Source organism: Brevundimonas sp. DC300-4 (assembly GCF_049897365.1).
In the GTDB taxonomy this organism is placed as follows: Bacteria; Pseudomonadota; Alphaproteobacteria; order Caulobacterales; family Caulobacteraceae; genus Brevundimonas.
In genome coordinates, this window is record NZ_JAFCWC010000003.1 from 140,585 (window position 1) to 157,548 (window position 16,964).

Consider the following 16,964-nt stretch of genomic DNA (forward strand, 5'->3'; position numbering starts at 1 on the left):
ATGAGCAGGCTCAGGCGGCTTGAGCCCGGATATGTTCGACCGGCGCGCCGGGGCGTTTGATCGGGATGTCGAAGCTGACCGTGGTGCCGACGCCGGGCTCGCTTTCCATCAGCATCTGCCCCTGGTGGAGCTCGATCAGGGCCTTGGTCAGGGACAGGCCGAGGCCGGTCCCTTGTGTCGTCTTGGAATGCTGCCCCTCGACCTGTTCGAAGGGATGGGCCAGGCGTTTCAGGTCCTCGGCCGCGATGCCGATGCCGGTGTCTGTCACCGAGATCCGCACCCGGTCCGCGTTCAGGGTGTCCAGCGACACGGTGATCTCGCCGCCCTCCGGCGTGAACTTCACCGCATTGGAGATCAGGTTGAGCATCACCTGTTTCAGTCCGCGATAGTCGGCGTCGATCTCGGGCAGATCATGCGCCTGCAGCGACAGGATCAGGCCCGAGTCCTGCGCCTTCCCGCGCATCAGCCTTATGGCGTCCTCGCAGATCTCGGTCAGGGACACGGGCTCGTAGTGCAGGGTCATCTTGCCCGCCTCGATCTTGGCCATGTCGAGGATATCGTTGATCAGGCTGAGCAGGTGCTGGCCGGACTTCAGGATGTCGGCGGCGTAGCCCTTGTATCTGGCGTCCCCCAGCGGCCCGAACATCTCGCCGGCCATGATCTCCGAGAAGCCGTTGATCGCGTTCAGCGGCGTGCGCAGTTCGTGGGACATGTTGGCCAGGAACTCGGACTTGGCCTGGTTGGCGGCCTCGGCCCGCGTCATGGCGATCTCGTATTTTCGCGCCAGGAGGCTGAGTTTCTCCTGGCTGGACTCCAACTGGTCGACGGTGATCCGCAGACTGTCGGCGGCGCGCTGGCGCTCCAGTTCCTGGCGTCGGATGGCGGTCACGTCGGCGGCGGTGACGACCGTGCCGCCGTCGCCGGTAAACCGCTCGGACAGCTGCAGCACCCGGCCGTCATGCAGTTCGACCTCGCGAGCGCCGGCGCGACCCTCGGCGGAGGGGCGTTCCTCCTTGATGGCGAGGGCGGCGATACGGTTCAGCTCGTCCTTCATGGCGCCCTTGCGCACCGCCTCGTCGGCGAAGCCGAATGCGTCCTTGAAGGCCTGATTCCACAGGATCAGCCGGCCGTGCTTGTCGAACAGGACGAAGGCGTCAGAGACGCTCTCGATGCCGTCGCGCAGCCGGTTCTCGGCGGCCTGGGCCTGGGCCTTGGCGCGGCGAGCCTCGGTGATGTCCAGGGCGACGCCCAGGATGATGCTGAAGCCGTCCTCGCCGCGCGACCCGCGCGCCTGGCCGCGCGCGTCGATCCAGCGGGCTCCGCCGGTCGCCAGCGGTACGGGGAAGGTCACCTCGAAGGCGCCGAAGGTCGCGGCCTGACGCAGGGCGTGTTCGACCAGATCGCGATAGCGAGGGTGAATTCGCTCCATCACGTCCTCGGCCTTGACCGCGCCGCCGGCGGGAAGGCCCAGCAACTCCGCCATGAAGTCCGACACCACGAGTTCGCCGGCGTTCAGATCCCATTCCCAGACGCCGCAACGCGCCGCCTCGACGGCGACGCGGAAACGATGTTCCGTCTCTGCCCAGGCCTTGGACGCGCGCGCCTGTCGCCAGCGCTGAAGCAAGGCGAGGCCCAGCACCAGGACCCCCAGGCCGAGCGGCGCGATCAACAGCCACAGGTCGCTGATGATGGCGGCGGCCCCGGTCGAGTCCGGCCGCCAGGCGACGACGCTGAGGCCGGTGTCGCCCACAGGGGATGCCGTGGCCCGTACCGCTTCGTTCGGTCTGGGCGAACCGTGAACGACGGTCTGCGAGGCGGTCAGGGCCGACAGCTCGAGGCCCAGTCGCTCTTTCAGTGAGGTGCCGGCAGCGCCCGCGATGAGCCCCTCGGTCGGCGAGACGACGAGGGTGCGCTCGCCGGTCGCGCCGGCGACGGGCGTGCGGGCCACCAGACCCCCGGTCCCTGGGGCGAACGACAGAAGGGCGAAGCGATCGAGGGTCGCCCGAGGCCCAGTGGACCCGGAGGCCGCCAGCGGGCGAAACTCGGCCGGGCTCGCGCCGACGGCCGCGGTGGCGACACCGCCGGCGTCGATCACGGCGAAGGCACTGGCCGGGGCGGCGGCCCGGGCGGCTTCCAGAGCATCCAGCGGACGTTTCGGATTCGTTCTCAGGGCCTCGGCGGCAACGTTTAACCCGAGGTGGGCCCTGGCCAGTTTGGCGTCCAGCAGTGCGGCTCCCAGGTCGGAGTCGCGATGCAGCACCTCGGCCTTCAGCACCGCCGCCTCGCGCGCGGGGCGCGTACTCTCCCGCGCGAACAGGACGACATAGATGGCGAGGCCGAGCGTGAGGGCGAGAACCAGCACCCGGCCCCAGGTCGGCAAGCCTTCGGGACGGTCCTGCGACCGTCGCCCCGGCTGCTGAATGCGGCGCTCTGTGCCCCGCAAGGCGCTCTCCCGGACATGATCGCTGCGGTCCCCGCCGGGGCGGCAGGGTCAGGCGCTGGGCGATTCGACGACGGCTCGGAATCTAGGCTGCGTCGCTGAATCCTGTCGAGGTTTGGTTAACGAAAGTATTCTAGGCGGCGTGCGCGCGAACAGCGGGCGCGGTGGCCTCGGGCGCGGGGGCCAGGGCCTCGGTCACGGACTTGAGGACCTCGCGCGCCTGACGGGCCAGGGCCAGGGTCTCCGGCGGGGCGTCCTCAGGACTTTCGGCGACCGTGTCGACCAGCTTTTGCGCCAGATCCATCAGGCGCGGCGCGGCGGCGATCAGGCGGGCCTGGAATTCGATCCGCTGCGGATCGCGGTCGTACTCGGCGCCCGGCACGCGCCAGCCGCCCCAGTCCGCCGGATCGGTGACCACGACGGGATAGGTGCCGGGATAGGGGTGGTGCGGCACGTCTTCGGCCAGCTGCCACTTGTTGCGCGCCCGCAGCATGCGCCATGCGCCCAGGGCGCCGCCGGCCTCGTCCTCGGCCGGCAGCATCAGTTCGGAGGCCTGGAACTCGCGGCCGAGGCCGACGTCGTAAGTGACCTTGACCGGTTCTTCGAAGCCTTTGGCCCAGACGGGCTGGACCTTTTCGATCTGGGCCCACGCGCCCACGCACTCGACCCAGACCTTCTGGCCCTTCTGGAATTGCGCACGCGCCATGGTCGTCCTCACCCGTTCCGCTCCACCCTGCGGGATCAGCCCTTGACGCCCGGTTTCGCAAGAGGGTGAAGCAGGGATGAAGATGCGACGGAATTCAGTCCGCCGCGCGCTGAACCTACCAGACCGACGCGTTCAGCGCGGGCATCAAGCGTGGCCGTTCATCAACCTGTCTGTTACACAACAGCCGGCTCAGATGCGTGTCAGCTTCAGAGTGGTTTTCTTCACCTCGCAGCCCACCCCGGGCCAGATGAAGGAAGAAGATCATGACGACCGCCCTGACGAAGAAAGCCCTGCTTTCGCTTCTGGCGGCGTCGGCGGTCGCGATCGCGACCCCGACGCTGGCCCAGGACTACGGCCGAGGCCACGGTGACCGTGGCGGCGGCTACGGCCAGAACCACGGCGGCGGCTACAATGGCGGCTGGAACGGCGGCGGCCTGAACGGCGACCAGGCCCGTCTCGCCCAGCGTATTGATCGCGCCGCCTACAACGGCCGCATCAGCCGTCGCGAGGCCCAGAACCTGCGCTGGCAGCTGGACGAGTACCAGCGGCTGGCGTGGCGCTACGGCCGTGACGGCCTGAGCCGCTGGGAGCGCCGCGATCTCCAGGACCGCCTCGACCGGATCGAGCGTAACCTGCGCGACGAACGCCGCGACCGCGACGGCCGCCGCTGGTAAGCTGATCGCAAGCTGATCGAGGGGCCGCTTCCGAAAGGAGGCGGCCCTTTCGCTTTTCCGGTCGTGCGGCTAAGCCGCCGACATGACCGCAGCCCAGAACGCCCACGCCATCCTGACCCGCCTCAGCGTTTCCGAGGCGACCTTCGATCCCTCCGGCCTGCCCACCCGCTCGCCCATCGACGGCTCGACCGGAGCGCCCGTTCGCGTCGCCGACGCCGCCGCGCTCGAGGCCGCCCTGGCCGCCGCCACCGCCGCTTTTGACGCCTGGCGTCGCATCCCCGCGCCCCGTCGCGGCGAGCTGGTCCGGCTGCTGGGCGAGGAACTGCGCGCGTCGAAGGACGACCTCGCCATGCTGGTCACGCTCGAGGCCGGCAAGGTCACGTCCGAGGGTCTGGGCGAGGTGCAGGAGATGATCGACATCTGCGACTTCGCCGTCGGTCTCTCGCGCCAACTCTACGGCCTGACCCTGCCCAGCGAACGTCCCGGCCACCACATGCGCGAGACCTGGCAGCCTGCAGGCCCGGTCGTCGTGATTTCGGCCTTCAACTTCCCGGTCGCTGTCTGGGCCTGGAACGCGGCGCTGGCGCTGGTCTGCGGCGACCCGGTGATCTGGAAGCCGTCTGAGAAGACGCCCCTGACCGCCATCGCCACCCATGCGGTGATGCAGCGCGCCCTGGCCCGATTCGGCGATGCGCCCGTCGGTCTGGTCCAGCTGCTGGTCGGCGGTCGCGAGGTCGGCGAGGCTCTGGCCGCCGATCCGCGCGTGGCGCTCGTTTCAGCCACCGGTTCCACCCGGATGGGCAAGGCCGTCGCCACGACGGTGGCCGGACGGCTCGGGCGGTCGCTGCTGGAACTGGGCGGCAACAACGCCATGATCGTCACGCCGTCCGCCGATATGGACATGGCGGTCCGCGCTATCGCCTTCTCCGCCGTCGGCACCTGCGGTCAGCGCTGCACGACCCTGCGTCGCCTGCTCGTGCATGAGGATATCGCCGACGCCCTGATCGAACGCCTGGCCAGAGCCTACGCCACCCTGCCGATCGGCGATCCGCGCGAGGACGGGGTGCTCGTCGGACCGCTGATCGACGATGACGCGGCGAAGGGCTTCGACGCCGCGCTGAAACAAGCCTTGGAGCAGGGCGGTCAGATCGTCGTCGGCGGAACCCGCGATGGCGCCTATGTCCGCCCCGCCATCGTCCGCATGCCGGCCCAGAGCGCGGTGGTGCAGCATGAGACCTTCGTCCCCATCCTCTACGTCCTGACCTGGCGTGAGTTCGACGAGGCCGTGGCGATGCAGAATGCGGTGCCGCAAGGGTTGTCGAGCTGCGTCTTCACCGACAGCGTGCGCGAGGCCGAGGCCTTCCTCTCCGCCTGGGGCTCGGACTGCGGCATAGCCAACGTCAACATCGGCCCTTCGGGCGCCGAGATCGGCGGGGCCTTCGGCGGCGAGAAGGAGACCGGCGGCGGCCGTGAGTCCGGCTCCGACGCCTGGAAGGCCTATATGCGCCGCCAGACCCAGACCGTGAATTTCTCCGCCGCCCTGCCGCTGGCCCAGGGCGTGCGGTTCGAGGTGTGAGGAAGGGGCCTGCTTCCCTCTCCCGGCGGGAGAGGGCTTGAGCGTCCAGGAGCGCAGCGATTGGAAACGCGAAAGGGTGAGGGGCTGGCGCTAACCGGTGGGGGCACGCCCCTCACCCTTTCGGCCAAGATGCATCGCCAACGCTCTGCGAGCCTCAAGCCCACTCCCACCGGGAGAGGGAAAACAGCCCATACCCATCAACGGATCGTCGGAATCGGCCCTTAAAATCAATACCCGCGTCTAACGAGAGCCCTTTTACCCATCACCCCCTGAAACGGCCCCATACTGATCCCTTTCGCGCGGAGAGGAACATCGTGGGCGAACGCTTCGAACGCATCGGACGCTTCGGACGGGGTTTTCAAGACCGGGCCGGCCGGACTCTAGGGACGATCTGGACTCTGAATTCCCGAGTCGGCCGGGCACCGTCCTCCGGCGACGCTGAAGGAGAATTGCGACGCCGTCGCGCCTCGACAGCGCCGCAACCCGTCCCCAATGTCAAGGAATGAATCGCCGCGCCCTCCTGACCCGCGCCGTGCTCGTCGCCGCCGGTCTCGGCGGGGCGTGGTGGCTGAGGGACCATGTGCTGTGGCGCGATCCCGGCGTCGCCTTCGGACCGGAGGGAAACAGCGGCTGGCTGCCCTATGACGAACGGCGCGCCTCGGTGCCTACCGTACGGGTGACCGTCGCGGGCCAGCCGGTCCGCGCCCTGGTTGATTCCGGGGCCCAGTATTCCGTCATCGACCGCAGCCTGTTCCAGCGGCTGGGCCTGACCCAGGCCTTCGATATTCCACTGGTCGCCTATGGAGTCGGCGGCGGCGCCCAGATGGGGCGGGGGGTGACACTGGACGTGGCGGTCGGTGCGATGCGGATCGAGGCGCTCCGCACCGCCATCCTGTCGTTGGGGCCGCTGGCGGTCGGCGAAGGCCTCTCGGCTCCGCTGATCCTCGGTCAGGACCTGCTGGGCGAGACGGTGCTGGAATTGGACACCGAGGAACGCCGCATGCGGTTCCTGCCGCGTGAGGGCCACGTCCTGCCGACCAACGTCGCCGCCATCCCGGTGTCGAAGGCGAGCGGCGCCCTGACGACCGAGGTGACCGTCGAGGGCGCGACGATCCAGGCCGTGGTCGATACCGGCGCCTCGGCCCTGCTGGCCCTGTCGCGAGAGGCGGCGGAGGGCGCGGGCCTGCTGGACGGTCGGCCGTCGCAGCGTGGGAGCAGTATTGTCCTCGGCGGGTCGATCGACTCGCAGATCGTCCGGTCACGGACCATCACCGTCGGCGACCAGATCTATCGCGACGCCGACACGCCCATCTATGCCGACGTGCCCCTGCCCGGCTTCCCCGCCGCCCTGGTCGGGATGGAGGCCTTCGCGGGGCGTCGGATGGTGCTCGATCTCGGCGGGGGTCGTCTGCACGCCTCGCGACCGCTGGACCTGACCATCGGCTAGGGTCGGGTCTGGCCGGTCCCGCGCACAACGTATTTGTAGCTGGTCAGCTGTTCGGCGCCGACCGGCCCGCGCGCATGCAGGCGCGAGGTCGAGATGCCGATCTCTCCGCCGAAGCCGAACTCGCCCCCGTCCGCGAACTGGGTCGAGGCGTTCCACAGCACGATGGCGCTGTCGACGCGGTTCAGGAATTCGGCCGCCGCCGCCTCGTCCCCGGCCACGATCGCGTCGGTATGGCCAGAGCCATGGGTGTGGATATGCTCGATCGCCGCGTCCGTCCCCTCGACGATCCTGACCGCCAGGATCGGCGCCAGGAATTCATGCCCCCAGTCGTCGTCGGTCGCAGAGCGCATCTGCGGCACAAGCGCCCTGGCCTCCGCATCGCCTCGCAGCTCGCAACCGGCTGCGATCAGCGCCTCGGCCACCGGCGGCAACAGCCGCGCCGCGCCCGCCCGATCAACCAGCAGGGTTTCCGTCGATCCGCACACGGACACCCGCCGCATCTTGGCGTTGACCACGACGTCGCGCGCCATCCCCACCTCCGCCGAAACGTGCAGATAGGTGTGGTTGATCCCCTCCAGATGGCCCAGCACCGGAACCCGCGCCTCGGCTTGCACCCGGGCGACCAGGCTCTTGCCGCCGCGCGGAATCAGGAGGTCGATGGCGCCTTCCAGCCCCGTCAGGAGCGCGCCCACCGCCGCCCGGTCTGGCGTATCGACCAACTGAACCGCGTCCGCGGGCAATCCCGCCGCCGCGAGCCCCGCGACAACCGCTGCATGGATGGCCAGCGAACTGTTGAGACAGTCAGACCCGCAGCGCAGGATGGCGACATTGCCCGAACGGATGCACAGGGCCGCCGCATCGGCCGTCACATTGGGCCGGCTCTCGTAGATGATGGCCAGCACCCCGATCGGCGTCCGCACCCGGGCGAAGTCGAGACCGTTCGGCCGGGTCCAGCGTACGGTCTCGACGCCCAGCGGATCGGGAAAGGTCGCGACCTCGGCGACCGCCGTCGCCATGGCCTCGATGCGCGCGGGATTCAGGGCCAGCCGGTCGATCTGCGCCTCGGCCATGCCATTCGTCCGGGCCCGGTCGATATCGCGGGCGTTGGCCGTCAGGATGTCGTCGGCTCGCGCCCTCAGTGCCATCGATATGGCCCTCAGGGCCGCCGACCGCGTGTCGGCCGGGGCCAGTCGCACAGCGTCCGCCGCCGCCCGTGCGCGCCGTCCACGCACGCGCATCGCCATGTCCAGATCGCTCATCTGTGCAGCACCAGGTCGTCGCGGTGGATGGCCACGCCCGGTCCCTTGTAGCCGACCAGATCCTCGATCTCGCCGGAGTGATGGCCCCGGATCCGGTCCATCTCGTCGGCGGCATAGGCAGCCAGCCCCACGCCCAGCACCCCGCCATCGGCCCCGATCACGCGCACGCAGTCGCCCCGGTCGAACCGGCCCTCGACGTGTTTGACGCCTGAGGCGAGGAGGCTGCGTCCGCTCGCCAGCGCCTGGGACGCGCCGTCGTCGACGGTCAGCGCTCCTGCCGGTTCCAGACTGCCCGCGATCCAGGCCTTGTAGGCTTGCAGGGGTGTGGCGGTCGCGGTGATCAGGCTGGCGCGTGCGCCTGCGGCGACCGCACTCAGCGGCCGCGCCTCCAGTCCCGAGACGATCAGGGTCGCGCACCCGGCCGACCGGGCGATGCGCGCCGCCTCCAGCTTGGTCGCCATGCCGCCGGTGCCCACGGCGGCGGCGGCATTGGCCCCGCCCGCCATGGCGAGGATTTCGGGCCCGAGGCTCTCGATGATTGGCAGGTGCCGGGCCGCCGGATCGCGACGCGGATCGGCCGTGTACAGACCATCGACGTCCGAGAGCAGGATCAGCAGGTCCGCCCGGACCAGCTGGGCCGTGCGCGCCGCCAGCCGGTCGTTGTCGCCGTAGCGGATCTCTTCCGTGGCGACGGTGTCGTTTTCGTTGACCACCGGCACGACGCCGAGCTTCAGCAGGGCCTCCAGCGTCGCCCTCGCATTGAGCCAGCGCCGCCTGCGTTCCGTGTCGTCGCGGGTCAGCAAGACCTGTCCGGGCGTCAGGCCCGCCCCGGCCAGCGCCGCCTCCCAGGCCTGCATGAGCAGGGATTGTCCGACGGCGGCGGCGGCCTGTTTCTCGTCCAGCCGTGCATTCTTCTCCAGCCCGAGCCGACCGCGCCCGAGCGCGACGGCCCCTGACGACACGATCACGACCTGTCGCCCCTGGGCCCGCAGCGCAGCGATATCAGCGGCCAGACCGGCCAGCCACAGGGTCGCCGGGGCCTTCTGGTCCACCACGAGCGAGGACCCGACCTTGACCACGATGCGTCGCGCCGCGCGCAGGCTGGCGGCGGGGGAGGCGACTTCGGGTGTGGTCAGGGCAGGGGCGGTCACGGCGCGACCATGCCGCGCCGTGTGCGATGCAACAAGCGGCCTTTAGAGGCCTTGGAACGTATCGCAGCTCGCCGGATCGCCGGTCTGATAGCCGCGTTGCAGCCATTCCATTCGCTGGGCCGACGAGCCGTGGGTGAAGTTCTCCGGGCTGACCTGTCCGCCCGAGCGACGCTGCAGGGTGTCGTCGCCGATGGCCGAGGCAGTGCGCAGGCCCTCCTCCAGGTCGCCCTGTTCGACCGCGACCTCGCCGCCGGAGACGGAGGCCGCATTGGCGGCCCAGACCCCGGCGTAGCAGTCGGCCTGGAGCTCCAGCGCCACGGAATAGCGGTTGCCCTCGGCCTCGGAAGAGGCGCTCTGCTGCGCCCGCTGAACCTGTTCAGACGCCCCGGTCAGTGTCTGGACGTGGTGGCCGATCTCGTGGGCCAGGACATAGGCGCGCGCGAAGTCGGCGCCGGAGGCCCCGAGCTGGGTCTCCATTTCCTGCCAGAAGGCGAGGTCCAGATAGACCTGGCGATCGGTCGGACAGTAGAATGGCCCCATCGCCGACTGACCGAAGCCACAGCCCGTGGGCGTGCCTTGCTCATAGATGACGATGTTGTCGGGCGGCCGGTAGCCTTCGAGCTTCGTCGCCCAGACGTCGTTGATGTTCTTGCCCACGATATCGACGAACAGACCGGCTTGATCCTCAGGCGTACCCTGGACCCCCTCTTGCGAGGTTCCCGCCTGCCCGAACTGGCTGGCGACCTGGGTGGTGGTCGAGGGGTCGATGCCGAAGACGAAATAGCCGATCAGGGCCAGCACGGCGACGCCGATGCCTCCGCCCGCAACGGCTCCGCCGCCCATGCCGCGGCGATCCTCGATCCCGCCGCCTCGCTGTCCGCCCTGCCAACGCATCGCCGTCTCCCGTATGTCCCGCTCAAGCTAGGCCGGAACGCAGCCGGAGGGGAAGGGATGCAATCCTGTCGCGGCGCCCGCTATCGCGGTTGACGCGCCAGCCAGTCGTCGATCTGACCCACGCCGGACGAGACGGCTTCACGGCGCGCCGTGGCCGCTTCGCGCGCTCGCCGCTGGGCGTCGGGCGAGGCTGGGACATCGACGAGAGGCACATAGGGCTCCGGCTGGCGCTGGGCGCGGATTTCCGCCTCGGTCAGGCGGGCGCTGAGCTGCTGCTGGCGAGCATAGGCGGCCTGTTGTTCGGACTGAAGGCGCTGGGTTTCCATCCGATCGCGCAGCCGATCGGCCATGGGGTCGCCGATATAGGGCTGGCCAGGCGAATACACCTGCGCCGACGCGGTCCCGGCGGACAGGACGGACAGCAGGATGACGGCTGCGACTTTCATGTCCATCAAGATGGGGCCAGACGCCGTTTCGACCAAGCGTGGCCGCGATCAATCCAGCGAGAAGACCGAACTGCGCTTGATGGCGAAATCCTCCAGCTCGCGCGTGGTCGGCACCTGGTATTCGGCCAGATGGGTCAGGCCGTCGGTGCGGAAATAGGTCCGGTGCGGATCGCCGATGAAGACCTGCGATCCGTGTGATCGCGCCTGTCTCAGCCAGGCCATGACCCGTTCGGTCATCGGCTTTTCATAACAGACGTCGCCGGCGCAGAGGATGTCGACCTCGGGCGGAGCCGCGTCCAGCAGGTTGGCGTCGGTGAAGGACAGGGCCACGCCGTTGGCCTTGGCATTCAGCCTTACCGCCGCTTCGCAGAAGGGGTCGATATCGGCGCACAGCACGCTCGCCGCGCCCGCCTTCATCGCCGCCACCCCGACCAGTCCCGATCCGGTGGCGAAGTCGACGACGGTCTTGCCGGCGAACGTGTCTGGGTTATCCAGCACCCAGCGCGCCAGCCCCTGTCCGCCCGACCAGGCGAAGGCCCAGAACGGGGGCGGCAGGCCCAGCTCGCCCAGTTCCTCCTCCGTCAGTTTCCAGATCGGGGTGATCTCGTCGGCCAGCCACAGGGAGATCTCCGGCGCATGCGGCACTGCCTGCAGCCGGGTGTTGGCCAGGATGAAGGCGGCGGGATCGGTGATGGTCACGCGGTCTCGGCGATCCGTCCGGACGCGGCCTGACGCAGGACGCTGACATAGCCGGGCGCCACCTCCATCCGCTCGCCGGGCCCGGTCGCCCGGATCGCCTTGTGCAGGCTCGGCAGGTTCCAGCAGGCGACGTGCATGAACAGATGATGCTCGGCGTGGAAATTGACCCAGTAGGGGGCGATCAAGGCGCGCTCCCACCAACTCGCGCGGGTCGTGCGGGCGGCGCGGAAGGGATCGGTCGCCGAGCCCTCGACGCAGGCGTGTTCGGCGATGTTGCGCAGGCGCGTGACCAGCGGGAACCAGGTCGCCATGGGCAGCAGCCACAGGGCGAACCAGGCCCACCAGACGCCGGCGACGATGAAGCCTGCCAGCATCACAGCATTGACCAGCAGGAAGGGCGCGACCGAGCGGCCGGTGACGATGGCGTCATAGTCATGGGCCTCCCCGGCCGCCGATCGCTTCCGCAGCACGGCCAGCGGCAGCAGGACCCGCTGCTTGAAGAAGGTCTGGCCGGTCAGGTCGCGGATCATCTTGCGCCGCAGGGAGTCGCCGGAGACGGGGAAGGGCGCCGACAGGACCAGATCGGGGTCTTCCGGCTGCTGCGCGAAGCGGTGGTGTGACAGGTGGTAGGGGCGATAGGCGTCCAGCGACGCTCCGATCGGCACGGCGCAAAGCCAGTGGCCGAGGACATCATTGAGCTTCAGGGTCTTCGCCAGCGCCCCGTGCGCCGCCTCGTGCATCAGGATGGCGAGACCCAGCTGGCGCGTGCCGATGATCATGACGCAGAGCGGGATCAGGATCGGCTGCCAGACCCCCGCCAGGACGGCCAAGGCGATGACGCCCCAGCAGTGGACGACCAGCAGCGGCCCCTTCCACGCCGAGCGCGCCTGGAAGGGCGCCCATGCGTCGGGAGCGAAGACCTCGGCGGGCGATATGCGCGGGGCGGCGGGCATGGCGGTGATGATAGGCCGCCTCCGCGCGCCCACCAAGCCGCCTCGATGCATGTCAGCATCACCTGACAAAAGTCATGTTGACCTGACAAAATCATCGTGTAAGGTGGGCCTTACAAAAGGAGTTCGCACATGGCCTCGTGGAAGACAATGGATCCGGCGCATAAGCGCTATGTGATCCGCACCAACATGTTCATGACCGGCTATGTCCTGGTCAATGTGGCGGCCATCTTCGGCGCTTTCGACGAGATCATCGGCAAGGCGGCTGGCGTGGTCCTGGGCCTGTGCGTCGCCGCGCCGATCGCGGGGCAGCTTTGGGCCACCCTGTCGTTGATGAACGAGGCCGACGAGTTCGTGCGCGCCCTGACCGCGAAACGCTTCGTCATCGCCTCCGGACTGGCCATGGCCCTGTTCAGCGGCTGGGGCTTTGCCGAGAGCTACGGCGGCGCGTGGCATGCGCCGGGCTGGCTGATCTACCCGCTGTTCTGGGGCCTGTTCGGCCTGATCTCTCCGTTCGTGAAGAGCACGGGCCGATGAAGAACACGTTGCGCGAGTTGCGCACCGGCAAGGGCTGGACCCAGGAACAGCTGGGTCAGGCGCTGGGAGTCTCTCGTCAGGCCGTCAATGCGCTCGAGACCGAAAAGCACGACCCGTCCCTCGACCTCGCCTACCGCATCGCCGCCCTGTTCGAACGCGCGGTGGAAGACGTCTTCGACAATCCCCATGCCTAATGCATAAGTCAGCATAACCTTACAAAGGAGACTATAATGTTTTCACGCGCCTTTCCTGCGTGCCGGCGCCCCCGTGCCTGGTTCGCGATCATTGTCGGCGTCTTTGTCGCCTGTATCGTGGCCAACGACCAGGCTCACGCCGAGCCCGCTGGCGCCTCGCAAACTGCGCCCTTCGCCTCCGACCGGCTTTCGGTGGAGGTGTTCGGCTCCGGCCCCGACGTCATCCTGATCCCCGGCCTGGCTTCGTCGCGCGAGGTCTGGCGTCCGCTGGCCACCCGGCTCGCCGCCACCCATCGGGTGCATCTCGTTCAGCTGGCGGGCTTCGCCGGCGAACCCTGGAACCACGGCGACGGCCCGTTCGTTACGCCCGAGGTCGAGGAACTCGCCCGTTACATCGCCGTGCTCGGCCTCGATCATCCAGCGGTCATCGGCCACTCGATGGGGGGGGCTCAGTGGCCTGCTGCTGGCCCAGTCGCATCCGGATCGCGTCGGCCGACTGATGATCGTCGATGCCCTGCCGTTCTACAGCGCCATGTTCGGCCCGACCGTGACCGCTGATCAGGCTCGTCCCTTCGCCGCCCAGGCCGCCGCTGGCATCCTCGCGGCAGACGAGGCCGCCTTCCGGACGCAACAGGGTCAAACTGCGGCGAGCCTCGCCCGGGATCCGGCCATGCGCGAGCACATCATCAACTGGTCAATGGCGAGCGACCGGCACGCCTTCGCCGCCGCGATGAGCGATGTGATGACCACCGACGCCCGTCCGGGCCTGGCCGCCATGACCACCCCGGTCACAGCCCTCTACGCCACCGATCCGGACGGCGGCCCGCCGCCCGCCATGGCGCAAGGCCTGTGGGAGCGGGAATACGCCGCCCTGCCGGGCGTGAAGGTGATCCGCGTCGACGCCAGCCGCCACTTCATCATGGCCGACCAGCCGGCGCGCTTCGACGCGCTGGTGGACGAGTTTCTGAAGTAGGCCGTGATGTTTTCCCTCCCCTTCATGGGGAGGGACGATCGCGCAGCGATCAGGGTGGGGTACGAATGGCGAGTTCGCACGGACGGACAGGCCACACCCAACCTCGCTTCCCTCGGCCACCCTCCCCATAGAGGTGAGGGAGAAGATTGCGTCAGGCTTCCGGCTTGGGCTGGCCGGCGAACTCGTCGGCATAGGCGGGAGCCAGCAGGGACCGGAAGGCGCTCTGCGGGACGGTCACCTCGTAGGCGCCCTCGGAATAGGGCCCGACCATGTAGGGCCCGATCAGGAAGACCAGTCCGCCCGTCTTGCCCGGCATCGTGCCCTGGGCCAGCACGAAGGGAAGGCTCGCCGCGCGCGGGCATGTCCACATATCGCCGCCGGTCAGGGACACCGTCCGGGCCTGCGGGTCGCGCTTCCTCTTTTCCGCGTTGATGGCGGCGCACAGGGCATTGTCCAGCGCCGACAGGTCGCCGGTCTTGGTGAACAGGTCTGCCGCCGCGAGCTCGCGCTTCAGCGCCTTGTCCCAGAGGATCGCGGCGAACGACGAGTTGGGGTGCGCCCCGCCTGTGTATTCCGAATCCGTGCGGATCAGGCTGAACAGCTTGCCGGTCTCGGCGCCGGGCGTGATCTCGATGGACTTGTTGTAGGCGCCCATGCCCGCGTCGCCGCCGGCCTCGGTGCGGTCGGCCTGGGCCCCTTCGGAGAACTCGCGCAGGTCGCGGACGGCGGCGGCGTAGAGGCGGGCGTGAAGGTCCGGCTGGGCCTTGATCGCGACAGGCAGGGTCAGGCTGACCTCGGCGAAGGCGGTCTTGGACTCAAAGGCCATCGGGGCGGCGGCGTCGGCCGGGGTCACGATTGCGCCGGTTCCAGCGGTGGCGGCCGGCGGGGCGGGCTCGGCCGCCTTGTCGCGGTTGCAGCCGGCCAGGGTCGCGGCGACGGCGAGGCTCAGAACGGCGAGACGAAACGGCATGGTCATGGCGATCTCCTGACTAGACGGGCAGTGATACGGTGCCGAGGGCGATGGCCGCCAGCAGGATCAGCCCCGCTTCCCGGTTCGACTTGAACAGTTTCAGCGCCAGGGCGCCGTCGGCGGGCCTCAGGGTGCGCACCTGCCAGGCCAGATGGGCGGTGTAAACGAGGAGGCCGACGTAGAAGGCCACGCCCAGTCCGGCGACCGCCCCGGCGGCTACGGCGGACAGCACGGCCAGCCCGTAGAAGGCGGCGACTCCGGTCTTAACGCCCTTGCCCAATCGGCGTGCCGAGGACTTCACCCCGACCATGGCGTCGTCCTCGATGTCCTGCAGGGCGTAGAGGGTGTCGTAGCCGAGGGTCCAGAACACGCCGCCGACGTAGAGCAGGATGGCCGCGATCGTCAGTTCTCCGTTCACGCCCGGCGCGACGGCGAAGGTCAGCCAGTCGCCTGTCACGACCTTCCATTGGCCATTGGCCCAGACGAGGAAGGACAGGGCGCCGGTCGCGGCGCCGTAGCCCATCAGCGCGCCCCAGTTAAACGTCAGCCCCAGCCAGGCCTGCGGCCACCAGGTGATCCGCTTCATGAAGGGATAGGCCGCCACCAGCGCCAGCGACCCGACGCCGAGAAGCACCGCCGTCAGGTTCAGCGTCAGCAGGATCGACAGGCTGACCAGGCTGCACCCGATCACGAACCGCCACGCCTGCCGCACGCTGATCCGTCCTGACGGGATCGGCCGCGCCGCCGTCCGCGCGACCTTCAGGTCGATCTCGCGATCGACGATGTCGTTGAACGCGCAACCCGCCGCCCGCATCAGACAGGCGCCGACGGCGAAGCCGACGAACAGCCACAGCTCATGGAGGTCGGGTATCGTCCTGTACTGGGCCAGCGCCAGGGTGATCCCCTGCCACCCGGGCAGCAACAATAGCCAGATCCCGATCGGCCGGTCGAACCGCCCCAGCTTCAGCCAGGGCTTCAGGCCTTCGGGCGCTCGGGCGTCGACCCAGTTGCGGCCGGCGTCGGGGAGGGGGGCTGACATGGCGGACGGATAGCACTCCGTCCGCCCGGCGTCAGGTCACAGGTCGAGCCGTTTCCACGCGTCTAGCGCCAGATAGACGCAGATGGCCAGAAGCCCGACGTCCTTGGTGAGGAACTGCCCGGTCGAGCCCAGGGCGGGGAAGCCGTAGCCGTCCTGCCAGATGCCGGGTGCGGTGAAGAAGAAACTCAGCGTCACGACAAAGGTCGCCACCCCCATCAGCGCGCCAGGCAGTCCCGCCCACGGGAAACGGCCGCCTAGGGCGATCAGGACGCCTGCCGTGACCTCCAGCACGCCGATCACCGCGGAGGCGCCGCCCACGCCGACCAGCGGATAGAGCCAGCTGAACAGCCAGTAGTGTTCGGCGATGCCGCGAACGCCCTCGGCCTCGTAGGGCAGGAACTTCATGTAGCCGAACCACAGCAGGATCAGGGCGATGCCGAACCGCAGGGCGGCGCGGCCGTCGAGGCGAGGCGGGGACAGGGATTCGATCATGGAGGCTCCGGTGAAGGTTCCCCTCCGGTTCGCCGCCAGGCTCGAAACGGTTACAGCGCGCCTAGCTCCGGCGCACCAGAATGACGCCGCCGATGACCAGGGCCACGCCCGCGATCCGGCCCAGATTGACCGGGGCGCGCGGCACGCCGAAGGCGCCGAAATGATCCAGCGCCAGGCTGATGATTAACTGGCCCGCCACCATCAGGGTGATGGTCATGGCCACGCCAAGCCGGGGCACGGCCCAGGTCGCGGCGACGACGAAGATCGCGCCGTACAGGCCTCCGACCCAGGCGTACCAGGGCAGACCCTTGGCCGCCGTGATGTCCGGCCGCGTGTGCAGAATGGCCGCGAGGATACCCAGCGCGGCCGTGCCGACGGCGAACGAGACGAAGGCCGCGTTGACCGGGCTGACCAAGGCTGTCGCCAGCCGGGCATTGGTCGGGGCCTGAAGCGCGGTGGCGCCGCCGGCGAGGACGACCGCCAGCATGGCGATCCAGGGTGCGAAGTTCATACGTTC

At 69.0% G+C, this 16,964-nt stretch carries 19 protein-coding genes; 7 read left to right on the forward strand and 12 right to left on the reverse strand.

The window, feature by feature from the left end; genetic code table 11:
- Window positions 1-10: 10 nt before the first annotated feature.
- Window positions 11-2,443 carry a PAS domain-containing sensor histidine kinase gene (locus ACP7AZ_RS06410; protein WP_426037189.1) on the reverse strand — a complete coding sequence of 811 codons (2,433 nt, stop codon included), beginning with the start codon at window positions 2,441-2,443 and terminating at the stop codon, window positions 11-13.
- Window positions 2,444-2,573: 130 nt separating this feature from the next.
- The gene (locus ACP7AZ_RS06415; protein WP_426037191.1) at window positions 2,574-3,146 is read right to left on the reverse strand and encodes a hypothetical protein; all 573 of its coding nucleotides are present in this window, start codon (window positions 3,144-3,146) and stop codon (window positions 2,574-2,576) included.
- A 263-nt stretch (window positions 3,147-3,409) separates the two neighbouring features.
- On the opposite strand from ACP7AZ_RS06415, the gene ACP7AZ_RS06420 reads away from it, so the two are divergent.
- The 3 genes from ACP7AZ_RS06420 (at window position 3,410) to ACP7AZ_RS06430 (ending at window position 6,843) form a co-directional block, all read left to right on the forward strand.
- Entirely contained in the window at window positions 3,410-3,820 is a 411-nt protein-coding gene (locus ACP7AZ_RS06420) for a hypothetical protein (RefSeq protein ID WP_426037193.1), read from the forward strand.
- Between the two features lie 82 nt (window positions 3,821-3,902).
- Window positions 3,903-5,396, forward strand: coding sequence for an aldehyde dehydrogenase family protein (locus ACP7AZ_RS06425; protein WP_426037195.1), 1,494 nt, complete (start codon window positions 3,903-3,905; stop codon window positions 5,394-5,396).
- Between the two features lie 502 nt (window positions 5,397-5,898).
- A complete protein-coding gene (locus ACP7AZ_RS06430) occupies window positions 5,899-6,843 on the forward strand; it encodes an aspartyl protease family protein (protein ID WP_426037197.1) in 945 nt (314 codons plus the stop codon).
- On the opposite strand, the gene ACP7AZ_RS06435 is transcribed toward ACP7AZ_RS06430, so the two are convergent.
- The 6 genes from ACP7AZ_RS06435 to ACP7AZ_RS06460 all read right to left on the reverse strand — a co-directional run bounded on the left by ACP7AZ_RS06435 (window position 6,840) and on the right by ACP7AZ_RS06460 (window position 12,296).
- Entirely contained in the window at window positions 6,840-8,102 is a 1,263-nt protein-coding gene (locus ACP7AZ_RS06435) for a glutamate-5-semialdehyde dehydrogenase (RefSeq protein WP_426037199.1), read from the reverse strand. The two genes, ACP7AZ_RS06430 and ACP7AZ_RS06435, sit on opposite strands and share 4 nt — an antisense overlap.
- A complete protein-coding gene (proB, locus tag ACP7AZ_RS06440) occupies window positions 8,099-9,238 on the reverse strand; it encodes a glutamate 5-kinase (RefSeq protein WP_426037728.1) in 1,140 nt (379 codons plus the stop codon). Before proB ends, ACP7AZ_RS06435 begins: the two co-directional genes overlap by 4 nt.
- A 57-nt stretch (window positions 9,239-9,295) precedes the next feature.
- Window positions 9,296-10,147: a KPN_02809 family neutral zinc metallopeptidase gene (ypfJ, locus tag ACP7AZ_RS06445; RefSeq protein WP_426037201.1), complete on the reverse strand. Its 852-nt coding sequence runs from the start codon at window positions 10,145-10,147 to the stop codon at window positions 9,296-9,298.
- 80 nt (window positions 10,148-10,227) lie between these two features.
- The gene (locus ACP7AZ_RS06450; RefSeq protein ID WP_426037203.1) at window positions 10,228-10,593 is read right to left on the reverse strand and encodes a hypothetical protein; all 366 of its coding nucleotides are present in this window, start codon (window positions 10,591-10,593) and stop codon (window positions 10,228-10,230) included.
- 48 nt (window positions 10,594-10,641) lie between these two features.
- On the reverse strand, window positions 10,642-11,292 hold the full coding sequence (locus ACP7AZ_RS06455; RefSeq protein WP_426037205.1) for a class I SAM-dependent methyltransferase: 651 nt from the start codon (window positions 11,290-11,292) through the stop codon (window positions 10,642-10,644).
- Window positions 11,289-12,296, reverse strand: a complete 1,008-nt coding sequence (locus tag ACP7AZ_RS06460) for a fatty acid desaturase family protein (protein WP_426037207.1) — start codon at window positions 12,294-12,296, stop codon at window positions 11,289-11,291. Before ACP7AZ_RS06460 ends, ACP7AZ_RS06455 begins: the two co-directional genes overlap by 4 nt.
- A 78-nt stretch (window positions 12,297-12,374) precedes the next feature.
- Between ACP7AZ_RS06460 and ACP7AZ_RS06465 the strand changes: the two genes are divergently transcribed.
- The 4 genes from ACP7AZ_RS06465 to ACP7AZ_RS06480 are packed head-to-tail and all read left to right on the forward strand — an operon-like array spanning window position 12,375 to window position 13,946.
- On the forward strand, window positions 12,375-12,779 hold the full coding sequence (locus tag ACP7AZ_RS06465) for a hypothetical protein (protein WP_303694155.1): 405 nt from the start codon (window positions 12,375-12,377) through the stop codon (window positions 12,777-12,779).
- On the forward strand, window positions 12,776-12,973 hold the full coding sequence (locus ACP7AZ_RS06470) for a helix-turn-helix transcriptional regulator (RefSeq protein WP_426037209.1): 198 nt from the start codon (window positions 12,776-12,778) through the stop codon (window positions 12,971-12,973). Before ACP7AZ_RS06465 ends, ACP7AZ_RS06470 begins: the two co-directional genes overlap by 4 nt.
- Window positions 12,974-13,009: 36 nt before the next feature.
- On the forward strand, window positions 13,010-13,531 hold the full coding sequence (locus ACP7AZ_RS06475; protein WP_426037211.1) for an alpha/beta fold hydrolase: 522 nt from the start codon (window positions 13,010-13,012) through the stop codon (window positions 13,529-13,531).
- Entirely contained in the window at window positions 13,473-13,946 is a 474-nt protein-coding gene (locus ACP7AZ_RS06480; protein ID WP_426037213.1) for an alpha/beta fold hydrolase, read from the forward strand. Before ACP7AZ_RS06475 ends, ACP7AZ_RS06480 begins: the two co-directional genes overlap by 59 nt.
- Before the next feature lie 151 nt (window positions 13,947-14,097).
- Here ACP7AZ_RS06480 and ACP7AZ_RS06485 read toward each other — a convergent pair whose 3' ends face one another.
- The 4 genes from ACP7AZ_RS06485 to ACP7AZ_RS06500 all read right to left on the reverse strand — a co-directional run bounded on the left by ACP7AZ_RS06485 (window position 14,098) and on the right by ACP7AZ_RS06500 (window position 16,958).
- Window positions 14,098-14,922, reverse strand: coding sequence for a DUF3298 domain-containing protein (locus ACP7AZ_RS06485; RefSeq protein ID WP_426037215.1), 825 nt, complete (start codon window positions 14,920-14,922; stop codon window positions 14,098-14,100).
- A gap of 13 nt (window positions 14,923-14,935) precedes the next feature.
- Window positions 14,936-15,955 (reverse strand): UbiA family prenyltransferase, encoded by a 1,020-nt coding sequence (locus ACP7AZ_RS06490; protein ID WP_426037217.1) that lies wholly within the window; start codon window positions 15,953-15,955, stop codon window positions 14,936-14,938.
- A gap of 36 nt (window positions 15,956-15,991) precedes the next feature.
- A complete protein-coding gene (locus ACP7AZ_RS06495) occupies window positions 15,992-16,447 on the reverse strand; it encodes a YkgB family protein (RefSeq protein WP_426037219.1) in 456 nt (151 codons plus the stop codon).
- Window positions 16,448-16,508: 61 nt separating this feature from the next.
- Window positions 16,509-16,958, reverse strand: coding sequence for a DMT family transporter (locus tag ACP7AZ_RS06500; protein WP_426037221.1), 450 nt, complete (start codon window positions 16,956-16,958; stop codon window positions 16,509-16,511).
- Window positions 16,959-16,964 lie beyond the last annotated feature (6 nt).